A 14913-nucleotide genomic window follows, 5' to 3' on the forward strand; every position below is an offset into this window, starting at 1 on the left:
CCCTCTTCATCAATTTCCTGACAGGTAATTCTGGTTAATTGATAAGAAATGATGAGGCGTCACCATGGCAGATTTATACGAAAACCCAATGGGCCTGATGGGCTTTGAATTCATCGAGTTCGCATCTCCGACTCCAGGTACGCTGGAGCCGATCTTCGAGATCATGGGCTTCACCAAAGTCGCGACCCACCGTTCCAAGAACGTGCACCTGTATCGTCAGGGCGCGATCAACCTGATCCTCAACAACGAACCCAACAGCGTCGCTTCGTACTTTGCCGCCGAGCACGGTCCGTCCGTTTGCGGCATGGCATTTCGCGTGAAGGATTCGCAGAAAGCCTATAGCCGCGCGCTCGAACTCGGCGCTCAGCCGATCCATATCGAAACCGGCCCGATGGAACTGAACCTGCCGGCAATCAAAGGCATCGGCGGCGCGCCGCTGTACCTGATCGACCGTTTCGGCGAGGGCAGTTCGATCTACGATATCGACTTCGTGTTTATCGAAGGCGTTGATCGCAACCCGGTCGGCGCCGGTCTGAAGATCATCGACCACCTCACTCACAACGTTTATCGCGGTCGCATGGCCTACTGGGCGAACTTCTACGAGAAGCTGTTCAACTTCCGTGAGATTCGTTACTTCGACATCAAGGGCGAATATACCGGCCTGACCTCGAAAGCCATGACCGCACCGGATGGCATGATCCGCATCCCGCTCAATGAAGAGTCGTCCAAGGGCGCCGGTCAGATCGAAGAGTTCCTGATGCAATTCAACGGGGAGGGCATCCAGCATGTTGCGTTCCTCACCGATGACTTGATCAAGACCTGGGATCAGTTGAAGAAAATCGGCATGCGCTTCATGACGGCGCCACCAGACACTTACTACGAAATGCTCGAAGGTCGCCTGCCAAATCACGGCGAGCCGGTCGATCAACTGCAATCGCGCGGCATCCTGCTCGATGGCGCGTCGGAGCAGGGTGACAAGCGCCTGCTGCTGCAGATCTTCTCGGAAACCCTGATGGGCCCAGTGTTCTTCGAGTTCATTCAGCGCAAGGGCGACGATGGTTTCGGCGAAGGCAACTTCAAGGCTCTGTTCGAATCGATCGAACGTGACCAGGTGCGTCGTGGTGTGCTGACCACCGAGTAATCTGCACTGAAATAAAAATCCCGTCCTGCAGCGATGCAGGGCGGGATTTTTTTGCTTCACAGAAAAACTGTGGGAGCGGGTTTTGTAAAGCTCAGGCTCGGCGTTGCCGCATCAGGTGTTTAAAGCCTTCGAAAACCAGCACCACCACCGCCAGCCAGATCGGTATGTAGGTCAGCCATTCACCCGACTTGATGCTTTCTCCGAGCAATAATGCCACGGCAAGCAACAACACCGGTTCCACATAACTCAACAAACCAAACAGACTGAACGGCAGTAAACGGCTGGCAATGATGTACACCACCAGCGCGGACGCACTGATCACGCCAAGCAGCGGAATCAACCACATCAACCCTGGGTATTGATCAAACACGCCCAGTCCCTGTTCGCCATTCTGCACAAACCAGTAGGCCACTGGCAGCATCAGGGTCATGTCGACCCATAGCCCTCCCAGGTTGTCGGTTTTCAGGTATTTGCGCAGCACGAAGTACAGCGGATAGCCGACCACGACGACCAGCGTCGCCCAGGAAAATCCGCCAACCTGATACAACTCATTCAACACGCCAAGGCTTGCGAAGAATACGGCGATTTTTTGCAGCCGAGACAAGCTCTCGCCGTAGGCAATCCGCCCGGTCAGCACCATCGCCAGTGGCAACAGGAAATAGCCCAGCGACACATCCAGGCTGTAGCCATTGAGCGGCGCCCACATGAACAGCCACAGCTGCACACCGAGCAGGGCGGAAGAAACCAACAGTCCAGCGATCAGTTCTGGCCTGGCCGCCATCAATCGGATCAGCTCCAGCACCCGTCGCCATTCCCCGGAGACCAGCATGAACACGGTCATGCACGGCACGGTCAGGAGCATGCGCCAGCCGAAGATCTCCACGCCGCTCAGAGGCGTCAGCAGCGATGTGTAGTAATACATGACGGCAAACAGCATCGAGGCTGAAACCGATAGAGCGATACCTTTAGACAAACTGTCCTCGCGGTTTGATGGTTAAACGGGGCGGGCAGGATACGTTGTTTTTGTGCTGAATATTGAGCGGGTGCTCATTATTTCCTACACGCTTGTGCTGGGTTGGCTATCCCTGGCAAGCCAGCTCCCACAGGATGTACGTTGAACCATAGCTTGCGTTTCAACACAGAGCATTGTGGGAGCTGGCTTGCCAGCGATGCTTTCAGGATTGCAGCGGTTTGCGGCCCGACACAAAATGGCTCACATCATTGAACCCCGGTGTCGAGGCATGCCCCGGTGTCACCAGAGAATCAATGAATGCCTCGTCTTCGGCCGTGATGGTCAACGCCTGCGCCAGCGTATAGGCGTCCCATTGCTGTTCGGTGCGCGGCCCGACAATCGCCGAGGTCACCGCGCTGTTGTTCAGCACCCAGGCAATCGCGAACTCGACCATGCCGACGCCGCGCTGCTCGGTGTATTGCTGAATCTGCTGGGCAATGCGCAACGACTCCACCCGCCATTCGGTTTCCAGAATGCGTTTGTCCTGACGCCCGGCGCGGCTGTTGGCGTCCGGCGTGACATTCGGGGCGTACTTGCCACTGAGTACGCCTCGGGCCAAGGGGCTGTAAGGCACCACCCCAAGGCCATAGGTCTGCGCGGCGGTGATCTGCTCGCTCTCGGCCTGACGATTGACGATGTTGTACAGCGGCTGGCTGATCACCGGGCGATCGACACCGAGCTTGTCGGCGATGCGAATCACCTCGGCGATCCGCCAGCCGCGATAGTTCGACAGACCCCAGTAGCGAATCTTGCCCTGGCGGATGAGATCGCCAATCGCCGATACGCTGACTTCCAGCGGGGTGTGGTGGTCTTCGCGGTGCAGGTAATAGATGTCGACGTAATCAGTGCCGAGCCGCGCGAGGCTGGCCTCGAGTCCGTTGAAGATGTGTTTGCGGCTCAAACCGCTGCGGTTCGGCACGCCGTCAACCGGGCCGAAGCCGACTTTGGTCGCGAGCACCCATTCGTGGCGATGACGGGAGATCGCTTCACCGACGATTTCTTCGGAGCGGCCATTGGTGTAGACGTCGGCGGTGTCGATGAAATTGATGCCCTGATCCCAAGCCTTGTCGATGATGCGCAGCGAGTCTTCGGCGCTGGTCTGCTCGCCGAACATCATCGTGCCGAGGGTGAGCGTGGAGACCTGCAAGCCTGAATGGCCCAGTGTGCGGTAGCTCATGCCGAAATCCTTTTGTCGGTGGGGGGAAGTCAATCAGATACCAGAAGCATCGAAGGTCGCAAAGTGAATTGTTGCGCCGGATAAACGCAAAAAGATCGCAGCCTTCGGCAGCTCCTACAGGGAACGCATTCCAAAGTAGGAGCTGACGAAGGCTGCGATCTTTGATCTGCGCCTCTAATTAAGCCCGCAACGTCCGCGTCATCCGCAACGCCAGCAAACTTCCGCCGACAATCACCGCTGCCAGCACATACAGTGCCGCATCCGTCGAACCGGTGCTGTCTTTGACCCAACCCACCAGGTACGGGCTGAGGAACCCGGCCATCTGCCCCATCGAGTTGATCAACGCCAGGCCGCCAGCCGCCGCACCCGCGCTCAACATGGCGGTCGGCACCGGCCAGAACATCGGCAGGCCGGTCAGTGCGCCCATGGTTGCGATGGTCAAACCGAGGATTGCAATGGCCGGGTTGGCGGCGAAGTTGACTGCGATCACCAGACCAATCGCGCCCATCAGCATCGGCACCACCAAATGCCAGCGGCGCTCCTTGCGCAAATCTGCGGAGCGGCCGACCACCAGCATGAATACCGCCGCGAGCAGGTACGGAATCGCACTCAGCCAGCCGATCACCAGGTTATCGCTGAAGCCGAGGTTCTTGATGATCGACGGCAGCCAGAAGTTGATCGCGTACACGCCGCTCTGGATGCAGAAGTAGATTAGACCAAAGGCCCAGATCGCTGGGTTCTTGAACACCGCAAGCAGTGAGTCGGTCGCGGTTCTCGGTTTGTTGGCGAGGTCTTCGGCGTGGTCGGCTTCGAGCACCGCGCGTTCGTGGGCGGTCAGCCATTTGGCATTGGCAAAGCTGTCGCTCAAAAGGAAATACGCCAGCGCACCTAGGATCACCGTCGGAATGCCTTGCAGCAGAAACATCCACTGCCAGCCTGCCAGGCCACCCTGGCCGGCGGCGAAGTGGTTGAGGATCCAGCCGGAAAACGGGCTGCCGAGCAAACCGGAGACCGGAATCGCCGACATGAACAGGGCCATGATTCGCCCTCGGCGGAAGGTCGGGAACCACTGCGAGAGATACAGCACTACGCCCGGGAAGAAACCGGCTTCAGCCGCACCGGTGAAAAAGCGCAGGGTGTAGAACTCGGTCGGGGTAGTGACGAACAACAGGCAGGTCGACAGCGTGCCCCAGGTGATCATCATCAAGGCAATCCAGCGCCGAGGACCGAAGCGGGTCAGCGCCAGGTTGCTGGGCACGCCGCACAGCACGTAGCCGATGAAGAAAATCCCGGCGCCGAGACCGTACACGGTTTCGCTGAATTTCAATGCGTCGAGCATCTGCAACTTGGCGAAGCCAACGTTGACCCGGTCGAGGTAGTTGAACAGGTAGCAGATGAAAATGAAGGGAATCAAACGCAGCGTGATGCGTTTGTAGACGGCGTTTTTACCGTCGTCGATGGTCTGGGTAGCTGCGGCGCTCTGCGACATAGCGGCTCTCTCTTTATTATGATTTTTTGCGATGCAAAGGGTAACGTTGATCGCCCTGAGAGTCTCGGCCACCTTTGGCCGGATTGTCTTTGTGCCTGAGCACAGGGTTTGCCGCCAGACCCTGTGCGACTGAACAACCGTTCGTGCCTGAAATGAAGGATTGCCGCCGCTATGTTCGAACTCGATCACGACCTTGCCCAGGATATCGTCGACCGGGCCATGGCCATTTTGCCGTACAACGTCAACGTCATGGACAGTCAGGGTCTGATCCTCGGCAGCGGCGAACCGGAACGCATCAACACCCGGCATGAAGGTGCGCAACTGGTGCTGGCCAACGGGCGCGTGGTGGAAATCGATGCGCAGACGGCGGTGCATCTCAAAGGCGTGCAACCGGGCATCAACCTGCCGCTGCTGCTCGACCAGCGCTTGATCGGCGTGCTCGGCATCACCGGCGAGCCGGAGCAATTGCGCACCTACGCCGAACTGGTGCGCATGACCGCCGAAATGCTCGTCGGCCAGCGCAATCAGCAGGCCGAGCAACAGTGGCGGCGCCAGCGTTGCGATGATCTGCTGGCGTTGCTGTTGAGCGAGGCGGGGGATTCGCCGCGTCTGGTCGACGAGGCGCAGCAGCTTGGGCTCAAGCCGCAATTGACGCGGGTGCCCTATCTGTTCGAGCTGGGTCTGGAGCACGCCCCAGGACAAACCGTGGAAGCACTGAGCGCTTGGCTGACGTCGCGCTATCCCGACAGCTGGTGCGTGAGTTCGGCGAAATCGTCGCTGCTGTGGTGCCGCCCGGCGAGCCAGAACGTCGAGCACGATCGCCTGCTGGAAAAACTCGATGGCCTCGGCTGGAAGATCCTGCGCATCGCCGTCGGCGGGCAGGCGGATGGCCTGGCCGGGTTGCGCCGCTGTTATCGACGGGTCGGCGATTTGCTGGCGTATGGTCGTGACGTCTTGCCGAATTCGAGACTGCTGACGCTCAATCGTTATCGCTTGCCGGTGATGCTGTGGCGTCATCGCAACGATGATGCGTTGGATGAACTGCTTAAACCGCTGCACAAGGTCATCGCCAAGGACAGTAACGGCCAGCTACTGGCGACTCTGCGCAGCTGGTGCGAGCACGACGGGCAGAGTCAGGCCTGCACCGAGGCGTTGGGCATTCATCGCAACAGCCTGCGCTATCGCATGGAGCGGATTGCCGAATTGAGTGGGGTTGATCCGTTGAAACTGGACGGGATGCTGGCGTTGTATCTGGGGGTGCAGCTGTTGCCGCAGATTGATCCGAATTGATCGGTGTATTCCATAATCTTTTCGCGAGCATCCGCCGCCAGCCTTTTGTGGAAATGAACAATAAACGCCGACGGCACTTGTGCAGCCGACCGGCGTCAACGCGCGGGCCGACTGGCAGCATGAACGCCATTGCAACCGGAGAATTCCCATGAAGATCGTCATCGCCCCCGATTCGTTCAAGGACAGCCTGAGTGCTCAGGGCGTTGCCGACGCCATTGCCCTCGGGCTGGCTCAGGTATGGCCGCAGGCGACGCTGGTCAAATGCCCGATGGCCGATGGCGGCGAAGGGACGGTCGAGTCGATTCTCGCAGCGTGTGAAGGCGATTTACGCCGCGCCCGTGTGCGCGGCCCTTTGGGCGCGCCGGTCGAAGCTGCATGGGGCTGGCTGCCGCACAGCCACACCGCGATCATCGAAATGGCCGAAGCCAGCGGCCTGCAATTGGTCCCACCGGTGCAGCGCGATGCCTGCATCAGCAGCACGTTTGGTACCGGTGAATTGATTCGTGCAGCGCTGGATGCCGGTGCGCAACGGGTGATCCTGGCGATTGGCGGCAGCGCGACCAATGACGGCGGTGCCGGGGCGATGCAGGCGTTGGGCGTGAAGTTGCTTGATGGGCAAAGTCAGCCGTTGGCGCCGGGTGGGCTGGCATTGGCGCAACTGGCGCGGCTTGATCTGAGTGAACTTGACCCACGTCTGGCCGAGGTACGTTTCGACATCGCCGCTGATGTGAACAATCCGCTGTGCGGCCTGCATGGCGCCTCGGCCATTTTCGGCCCGCAGAAGGGCGCGTCGCCTGCGCAGGTTGAACAACTCGATCAGGCGCTGGGGCACTTCGCCGAACTCTGCGCGCAGGCACTGGGCAAGGACGTGCGCGACGAGCCGGGCAGCGGCGCGGCCGGTGGACTTGGATTCGCGGCAAAGGCGTTTCTCGGCGCGCAGTTTCAGGCGGGCGTCGAGGTGGTGGCGGAACTGGTCGGCCTTGCTGACGCGGTCAAAGGTGCGAATCTGGTGATAACCGGTGAAGGTCGCTTCGATGCGCAGACCCTGCGCGGCAAGACGCCGTTCGGTGTCGCGCGGCTTGCCAGACAGCACGCCGTACCGGTGATCGTCATTGCCGGAACCTTGGGCGACGGCTATCAGCAACTCTATCAACACGGCATTGATGCCGCGTTCGCCGTGACCAGCGGGCCGATGACCCTGGAACAAGCCTGCGCCGACGCACCCCGACTGCTGCAAGAACGCGCTACCGACATCGCTCGGGTCTGGCAACTGGGCACCAACCGCTGATCGGCTTGCCTATGTAGGAGCTGTCGAGAGCAACGAGGCTGCGATCTTTTGATCCTGCTTTTAACAGTCAAAAGATCGCAGCCTCGTTGCACTCGATAGTTCCTACCAAAGGCAGCGGGGCTGGGCAGATTCTTGTAACGTACCGAAAAATATTTATCGCAGACCCGAAACCTTCCTCAAGCCTGGCCGATACAACGATCAGGCGCACACAAATCCACAACTCAGTGACGCCGGACTGTCGCCCGCTATGGGCCAGTGCTCACGGCATGGATGCTCGTAGTTTCTTTCTTTCGAGAGTCCGACCATGTCCCTGCGTAACCTGAATATCGCGCCCCGTGCTTTCCTCGGTTTTGCCTTCATCGCCTTGCTGGTGATTGTCCTCGGCGTGTTTGCCGTCAGCCGCATGACGGTCATTCGTCAGGCGTCGATCGACATGGACACCAACCAGTTGCCCAGCGTGACCCACCTCAGCGTGGTCACGGAAAACGTCCTGCGCATGCGTATCCTCTCGTTCCGCGTGCTGGTCAACCGCGAACCGGCCAGCCTGCAAGAGGCAGAAACCCGCATCGCGGTGCTGGTCGACAAAGTGCGCAAAGCTCAGGCCAGCTACGCTGCGTTGCCGGCAGGCCCTGAAGAGCGCGCGGTCTTCCAGACGTTTTCGACCACGCTCGATAACTACCTGCAAGCGCAGAACCAGATGCTTGAACTGTCGCGCCAGGGCGATCTGGAAGCGCTGCGTGCGTTGATCAACACGCGCATCAAGGAAGGTACCGATCAGATGGGCGAGCAGCTCAACAAATTGATCGGCCTGAATACGGCCGGGGCCAGAGCGGCGGCCACTAAAGCCGGTGAAAACTATGACAGCGCTATCACCGGGATCATCATCGTCGCGGTGATCGCCGCGTTGGCCACCGTGTTGCTGGCCTGGTTGCTGACCCGCAGCATCGTCACGCCGCTCAACCGCGCCGTGCTCGCCGCGCAAACCATCGCCGGCGGCGACCTGAGCAAAGCCATCGAAATCGACGGCAAAGACGAACCGGCACGCCTGCTCGAAGCCTTGGTCGCGATGCAGACCAACCTGCGCAAAACCATCGAACAGATCGCCGGCTCCGCCACCCAACTGGGCGCCGCAGCCGAGGAGCTCAGCGCCGTTACCGAAGAGGCGTCCCGTGGCTTGCAGCAGCAAAACAATGAAATCGAACAGGCCGCCACTGCCGTCAATGAGATGACCGCTGCGGTCGAGGAAGTGGCGCGCAATGCCGTGTCGACTTCAGAGGCCTCTAATCAATCGACCCATGCCGCTCGCGAAGGTCGCGATCAGGTGGTGAAAACCGTCGACGCAATCCAGACCATGACTCACGACGTGCAGAACACCGCGCAGATGATCGAAGGCCTCGCCGCGCAGGGTCGCGACATCGGCAAAGTGCTGGACGTCATTCGTGCCATTGCCGAGCAGACCAACCTGCTGGCGCTCAACGCCGCGATTGAAGCCGCGCGTGCTGGCGAGGCCGGGCGTGGTTTTGCCGTGGTCGCGGATGAAGTACGCGCGTTGGCCCATCGCACGGCGCAATCGACTCAGGAAATCGAAAAAATGGTCGCCGGCATCCAGAACGGCACCGGTGAAGCGGTTTCGTCGATGCAGCAAAGCAATCAGCGCACTCAGTCCACGCTGGAAATGGCCCGCGCGGCCGGTGTGGCGCTGGAGCAGATCACTCAATCGATTCACCAGATCAACGAGCGCAACCTGGTCATTGCCAGCGCTTCGGAAGAGCAGGCGCAAGTCTCACGAGAAGTCGATCGCAACCTGGTCAACATCCGCGACCTCGCCACGCAATCGGCCGCCGGCGCCAACCAGACCAGCGCCGCGACCCACGAACTGTCGCGACTGGCAGTGGATTTGAACGCCATGGTGGCGCGTTTCGTGATTTGAGATACGGTGAAGGCTGGAAACCGCGCTAACAGGAGACGTACATGCGCTATTCAGCCTTGACCCAACGAATCGCCGGGGAGGGTGCCGCTGCCTGGCAGATTCACGACCGAGCGCTGGAACTGCGCGCCGAGGGCGTTGATGTTTTGTTGTTGAGCGTCGGCGATCCAGATTTCGATACGCCGTTGCCGATCGTGCATGGCGCTATCGACAGTCTGCTGGCCGGCGATACCCATTACGCCGACGTGCGCGGTCGGCTCGTGTTGCGCAGGCTGATTGCCGAGCGTCATCGCCAGCGCAGTGGTCAGCAGGTTGATCCTGATCAGGTGATTGTCCTGCCCGGCGCGCAATGTGCGGTGTATTCGGTGGCGCAGTGTCTGCTCGATCCTGGCGACGAAGTGATCGTCGCCGAGCCGATGTACGTCACCTACGAAGGTGTGTTTGGCGCCTGCGGTGCCAAGGTTATTGCGGTGCCAGTGCGCCCGGAAAACGGTTTTCGCGTCGACCCGGCCGATGTCGCTGCACGCATCACTCCGCGAACTCGCGCCATGCTGCTCAACAGCCCGAATAATCCCAGCGGTGCCAGTTTGCCCTTGCTGATCTGGCAGGAACTGGCGGCGCTGTGCATTCGTCATGATTTGTGGCTGATCAGCGATGAGGTGTACAGCGAGCTTTTATACGAAGGTGAACACATCAGCCCGGCGAGCCTGCCGGGCATGGCCGAGCGCACCGCGACCATCAACAGCCTGTCCAAATCCCATGCCATGAGCGGTTGGCGTATCGGCTGGATGATCGGTCCGAAACCTTTGGCTGAGCATCTGGTGAACCTGTCACTGAGCATGCTGTTCGGTTTGCCGGATTTTGTACAGAAGGCCGCGCAAGTGGCGCTGCAAAGCGATTGGCCGGAAGTCACGCAGATGCGAGAAGAATACCGATTGCGTCGGGATCTGGTGTGCGAGCGATTGCACGGCTGCCCCGGCTTGCAGCCGATTCGCCCCGACGGCGGCATGTTTGTGATGGTCGATGTACGCCAGACCGGGCTCGGCGCCCAGGCGTTTTCCGAGCGGTTACTGGAAGGGTATGGCGTGTCAGTCTTGGCTGGCGAAGCGTTCGGACCGAGCGCGGCGGGGCATATTCGCATCGGGCTGGTGGTGGATCGGGTCAAACTGGCGGATGCCTGCGCGAGGATTGCGTTGTGTGCGGTGCAGCTGCTTCAAGCGCGCAGGGCCTGAGACGCTGTAGCGTCTTCGCTGGCCCCTTCGCGAGCAAGCCCGCTCCCACATTTGAAATGGCGTTCCCCCTGGAGGCAGGTTTGCTTCCATTTTTGAAATGCATTCCGTGTGGGAGCGGGCTTGCTCGCGAAGGCGGATTGGCAGGCGCCAGGGATCTCAGCTTTGCCATGCAGAGGCATTCACCAGATTCGCCGGCCGCTGCCCGTTCAACGCCGCCAGCAGATTCTCCACCGCACAGCGCGCCATCGCTTCCCGGGTTTCATGAGTCGCCGAGCCCATATGCGGCGTGGCCACCACATTGCTCAGTTGCAATAACGGCGAGTCATGATTCAACGGCTCGCGCTCAAACACGTCCAGCCCGGCCGCACGGATGCGCTTGTTGCGCAACGCCTCGATCATCGCCGCCTCATCAACGACCTTGCCGCGCGAGATATTGATGAAGATGCTCTCTGGCCGCATCAGCGCAAACTGTTCGGCGCCGATCAAACGTTCCGTCTGGGCTGTCAGCGGCAAGGTCAGGCAAATGAAGTCGGCCTGCTGGAGCAGATCTTCGAGACTGCGGTATTGCGCGTCGAAACGCTGCTCGACCGCCGGTTTGCGCGACTGACTGTGGTAGATCACCGGCATGCCAAAACCGAAATGCCCGCGCTGGGCCAAGGCTTCGCCGATGCGGCCCATGCCGATGATGCCCAGCGTCTTGCCGTGCACATCGGTACCGAAATGCGACGGCCCGATATTGCGGCTCCACTGCCCGCCACGCACCATGTTCGCCAATTCGACCACCCGCCGGGCAGCAGCGAGGATCAGGGCGAAACCGGTGTCGGCGGTGGTTTCGGTGAGCACGTCCGGCGTGTTGGTCAGCAGGATCTTGCGCTGGCTCAGGTAATCGATGTCGTAGTTGTCGACGCCCACCGAGACGCTGGCGATCGCTGCCAACTGCGGCGCCAGATCCAGCAGCGCCGCATCGAGTTTCAGACTGGCGCCGAGCAACCCGTGGGCGCGGGGCAGGGCATCGCGCAACTGCATGAGGCCATCGGCATCAAGGCTTTCGATCAACGTCACGTCGAATTGTTCTTGCAACCGCGCCATCAGCGCGGGCGAAAGTTTCTTGTACAGCACGACCTGTTTTTTCATGGCAAAAGTCCTTTCAGGAATGCGCCGGCACACGTGGCGTGGCGACGGCTTTGGCGACGACGCGATCACTGGCGCCGGGCTTGAGAAAGATTGTCAGCACCACCGACAGCAGCAATGCGCCGCTCATCAATAGGTATGAGGCGCCGGGCGAACCGGTGGAGCTGTTCAGATAACCGACCAGATATGAGCCGCCGAAAGAACCGAGCGCGCCCATGCTGTTGATAAGCGCCATGGCGCCGCCAGCGACGTTGGCCGGCAGAATCTCCGGAACAATGGCGAAAAACGGACCGTACGGCGCGTACATGCAGGCGCCGGCAATCACCAGCAGCGTGTACGACCACCAGAAATGTTCGGCGCCCAAGGCATACGAGCCATAGAACGCGATCGAAGCGATCAGCAGTGGCGGCCAGACGAAGCGTTTGCGTTTCTGCAACTTGTCCGAGCCCCACGACACCGCGAGCATGCCCAGCACGGCCGCCAGATACGGCAGCGCCGACAGCCAGCCAGCCTCGATCATGTCCATCTGCGCGCCTGCCTTGAGGATCGACGGCAGCCACAGCACAAAACCGTAGACGCCGATGCTCCAGCAGAAAAACTGCAGCGCGAGAATGATCACCTTCGGCGAACGGAATGCCTCGGCGTAGTTCTTCACCGCTTTGATACCGACCTGCTCAGCGGCGAGCGCGCTTTCCAGATCGTGCTTTTCCTGTTCGTTGAGCCACGTGGCCTGAGCCGGACGATCATCGGCAAGACGCCACCAGATAAACGCCCACAGCACCGCCGGCAGACCTTCGATGATGAACATCCAGCGCCAGCTGAAATGCTGCACCAGATAACCGGAGACTACCGACATCCACAGCATCGTCACCGGGTTGCCGAGGATCAGAAATGTGTTGGCCCGCGAGCGTTCGGCACGGGTGAACCAGTGGCAGAGATAGACCAGCATCGCCGGCATCACCGCTGCCTCGACCACGCCGAGCATGAAGCGTATGACGATCAGCCAGTAGGCGTTGGACACCACGCCAGTCAGCGTCGCCAGGCCGCCCCAGAGAATCAGGCTGACGAATATCAGCTTCTTCACGCTATGCTTTTGCGCGTAGATCGCGCCGGGTACCTGAAAGAAAAAGTAGCCGAGAAAGAACAGCGCACCGAGCAGCGAGGACAGGCCCGGCGTGATCATCAAGTCTTCGGCCATGCCCGATGCAGCAGCGAAACCGTAGTTGGCGCGGTCGAGATAGGCCAGGCTGTAAGTGATGAACACGATCGGCATGATGTACCACCAGCGGCGGGTGGCGAGGGTTGCGGTTTTCATCGGAGTGACTCCTGAGCTTGTTGTTTTTGTCGCAGCAGGTTCGATTATTTGCGGTGACTAGGCTGGCCTCTTCGCGAGCAAGCTCGCTCCCACAGTGTCCGATGTGTACACAAAACCTGTGGGAGCGGGCTTGCTCGCGAAAGCGACCTCGAATTCAGCGGCTAACTCCAGGCGAGTGGGCAACCCTTCCATATCGCCACGACTCTGCACCGCGCGACTGCCAATCCAGTTCGCCCGCTGCACGGCCTCGGCAAAGCTCTGATGCTCGAGCAGGGCGCTGATCATCCCCACCGCAAAACCATCGCCTGCGCCTACCGTATCGACCACATTTGTCACCGGCACGCCAGCCACGAAACCCTGATCCAGCTGCGTGCGGTAATAAGCCCCTTCAGGCCCGAGCTTGATCGCTACCGCTTCGGCGCCTTGGTCCAGGTAAAACGCCGCGATGTCCGCCGGGTCGTCGAAACCGGTGAGCAAACGACCTTCGCTCAACCCCGGCAGCACCCAGTGGGCGAGAGCGGCGAGGCGGTTGACTTCGCGGATCATCTCGCCCTCGCTGGCCCACAGGCTTGGGCGTAGATTCGGGTCGAACGACACGCTACGCCCGGCGTTGCGCATCCGAGTCATCAGTTCCAAGGACATTTCCCGCGCCGAAGCGGACAGCGCCGGTGGAATGCCGGTGGCGTGCAGATGGCGGGCGCTGAGCAGGCTGTCGGTGATGGAGTGCGGCGACAGATGACTGGCCGCTGAGCCGCGCCGAAAATACTCGACCTGCGGGTCGCTACCATCGTCGTTGCGCGATTTGAACTGGAACCCGGTGGGACGGTTTTCATCGACTTCGACGTGGCTGCAATCCAGACCTTCTTTGATCAACGTCTCGACCACATAGCGCCCGAGCGAATCATTCCCGACCCGGCTCAGCCACGCGACGTTGAAACCCAGACGCGACAAGCCGATCGCGACATTGCTGTCGGCTCCGGCAATGCGTTTGTGAAAGTGCTCGACCTGCGCCAGATCGCCGGTCTGCTCGGCGACCAGCATCGCCATGGTTTCCCCAAAGGAAAGAATATCGATCTCAGACATGAGCAGGCTCCAGGCGCGATTGACCGAGGCGGGCGAGGGCGGCGACGTGTTCACGGGTCAGTTGCACCAGGTCATCGCCTTGTAGCGGGTATTCGGCGGCGCGCATAACGCCTTGGTCCATGTGCCGCAGCAGTTGTTCCCACAGATGCAGGTCGCTGATGGCCGGTGGCACGGCGACCAGTTTGCCGTCGGCGCGGCGGGCCACGGCTTTGCAATGCACATAACCGACGTGCCGGCCGAGCGCGCGTGCGGCGCTGGCGGCTGACTGGTCCTGCCAGTGCCAGTTGCCAATGTCGAAGGTCATTTTGATCGGCAGGTCGTGCTGCTCGACGGCGGCGAAGAAACGCTGAAACGGCTCAATGCGTCCGCCGTGCAAAGTCTGGTCGTTCTCCACCAGCAGATGCACCGGGCTCTGCTGGAGTCGCTCGGCCAGCGCTTGCAAGTCAGAGTTGTCAGTGAAGTAGCCGAGCGAGACTTTCAGCCATTTCGACCCGAACGTCTGGGCTTGTTGAAGTGCGGTCATCAATTCGGGATTCGGTTGCGCTTGCCCTGCCAGCCACAGTTCTGTGGGCGAGGAATAGATACTTTGCAAGCCTTGCGCCCGAGTGGCCTGAGCCAGTTGCGCCGGGTCTTCGCGGGTCAGCAACTCTTCGCGCCACTCGATGCGATTGGCGCCGGCGGCCGCGAGAATGTCGACAAAAGCATCCTGTCCACGCTGGCGCACGACCTCGGCACCGTAGCTGGACAGACTGATGGAAACGGCTGGTTTATTCATTGTTATCGACCTCTGAAACCGGTTTCATTTTTGTTCAAAAAAATATCAGGTGT

At 60.3% G+C, this 14913-nt stretch carries 12 protein-coding genes; 5 read left to right on the forward strand and 7 right to left on the reverse strand.

Features of this window, described 5'->3' with window-relative positions; genetic code table 11:
- Window positions 1–64: 64 nt before the first annotated feature.
- Complete coding sequence (gene hppD / locus ACIGDJ_RS07150; RefSeq protein ID WP_101157216.1) at window positions 65–1141, forward strand: 4-hydroxyphenylpyruvate dioxygenase; 1077 nt, start codon at window positions 65–67, stop codon at window positions 1139–1141.
- A gap of 91 nt (window positions 1142–1232) precedes the next feature.
- Here the strand turns inward: hppD and rarD are convergent, their stop codons facing one another.
- The 3 genes from rarD to ACIGDJ_RS07165 form a co-directional block, all read right to left on the reverse strand.
- Complete coding sequence (gene rarD / locus ACIGDJ_RS07155) at window positions 1233–2114, reverse strand: EamA family transporter RarD (RefSeq protein ID WP_101157218.1); 882 nt, start codon at window positions 2112–2114, stop codon at window positions 1233–1235.
- Between the two features lie 202 nt (window positions 2115–2316).
- Window positions 2317–3330 (reverse strand): aldo/keto reductase, encoded by a 1014-nt coding sequence (locus ACIGDJ_RS07160; protein WP_101157220.1) that lies wholly within the window; start codon window positions 3328–3330, stop codon window positions 2317–2319.
- 178 nt (window positions 3331–3508) lie between these two features.
- Complete coding sequence (locus ACIGDJ_RS07165; protein WP_397478467.1) at window positions 3509–4819, reverse strand: MFS transporter; 1311 nt, start codon at window positions 4817–4819, stop codon at window positions 3509–3511.
- A 171-nt stretch (window positions 4820–4990) separates the two neighbouring features.
- Here ACIGDJ_RS07165 and ACIGDJ_RS07170 point away from each other — a divergent pair, with 171 nt between their 5' ends.
- The 4 genes from ACIGDJ_RS07170 to ACIGDJ_RS07185 all read left to right on the forward strand — a co-directional run bounded on the left by ACIGDJ_RS07170 (window position 4991) and on the right by ACIGDJ_RS07185 (window position 10556).
- Window positions 4991–6109 carry a sugar diacid recognition domain-containing protein gene (locus ACIGDJ_RS07170; RefSeq protein WP_313001582.1) on the forward strand — a complete coding sequence of 373 codons (1119 nt, stop codon included), beginning with the start codon at window positions 4991–4993 and terminating at the stop codon, window positions 6107–6109.
- 148 nt (window positions 6110–6257) lie between these two features.
- Window positions 6258–7397: a glycerate kinase gene (locus tag ACIGDJ_RS07175; protein ID WP_101157226.1), complete on the forward strand. Its 1140-nt coding sequence runs from the start codon at window positions 6258–6260 to the stop codon at window positions 7395–7397.
- Window positions 7398–7701: 304 nt separating this feature from the next.
- Window positions 7702–9327, forward strand: a complete 1626-nt coding sequence (locus ACIGDJ_RS07180) for a methyl-accepting chemotaxis protein (RefSeq protein WP_397478466.1) — start codon at window positions 7702–7704, stop codon at window positions 9325–9327.
- Window positions 9328–9368: 41 nt separating this feature from the next.
- A complete protein-coding gene (locus tag ACIGDJ_RS07185; protein ID WP_397478465.1) occupies window positions 9369–10556 on the forward strand; it encodes a pyridoxal phosphate-dependent aminotransferase in 1188 nt (395 codons plus the stop codon).
- Between the two features lie 156 nt (window positions 10557–10712).
- Here the strand turns inward: ACIGDJ_RS07185 and ACIGDJ_RS07190 are convergent, their stop codons facing one another.
- Genes ACIGDJ_RS07190 through ACIGDJ_RS07205 form a run of 4 tightly spaced genes read right to left on the reverse strand, consistent with a single transcriptional unit; the run spans window position 10713 to window position 14860 of the window.
- Complete coding sequence (locus ACIGDJ_RS07190) at window positions 10713–11690, reverse strand: 2-hydroxyacid dehydrogenase (protein WP_397478464.1); 978 nt, start codon at window positions 11688–11690, stop codon at window positions 10713–10715.
- A 13-nt stretch (window positions 11691–11703) separates the two neighbouring features.
- On the reverse strand, window positions 11704–13002 hold the full coding sequence (locus ACIGDJ_RS07195; RefSeq protein WP_101157234.1) for an MFS transporter: 1299 nt from the start codon (window positions 13000–13002) through the stop codon (window positions 11704–11706).
- A 57-nt stretch (window positions 13003–13059) separates the two neighbouring features.
- Window positions 13060–14085, reverse strand: coding sequence for a sugar kinase (locus tag ACIGDJ_RS07200; protein WP_397478463.1), 1026 nt, complete (start codon window positions 14083–14085; stop codon window positions 13060–13062).
- A complete protein-coding gene (locus tag ACIGDJ_RS07205) occupies window positions 14078–14860 on the reverse strand; it encodes a TIM barrel protein (RefSeq protein WP_313001561.1) in 783 nt (260 codons plus the stop codon). Before ACIGDJ_RS07205 ends, ACIGDJ_RS07200 begins: the two co-directional genes overlap by 8 nt.
- Window positions 14861–14913 lie beyond the last annotated feature (53 nt).

Origin of the sequence: Pseudomonas sp. NPDC079367 (genome assembly GCF_044542195.1) — a bacterium.
Classification (GTDB): domain Bacteria; phylum Pseudomonadota; class Gammaproteobacteria; order Pseudomonadales; family Pseudomonadaceae; genus Aquipseudomonas.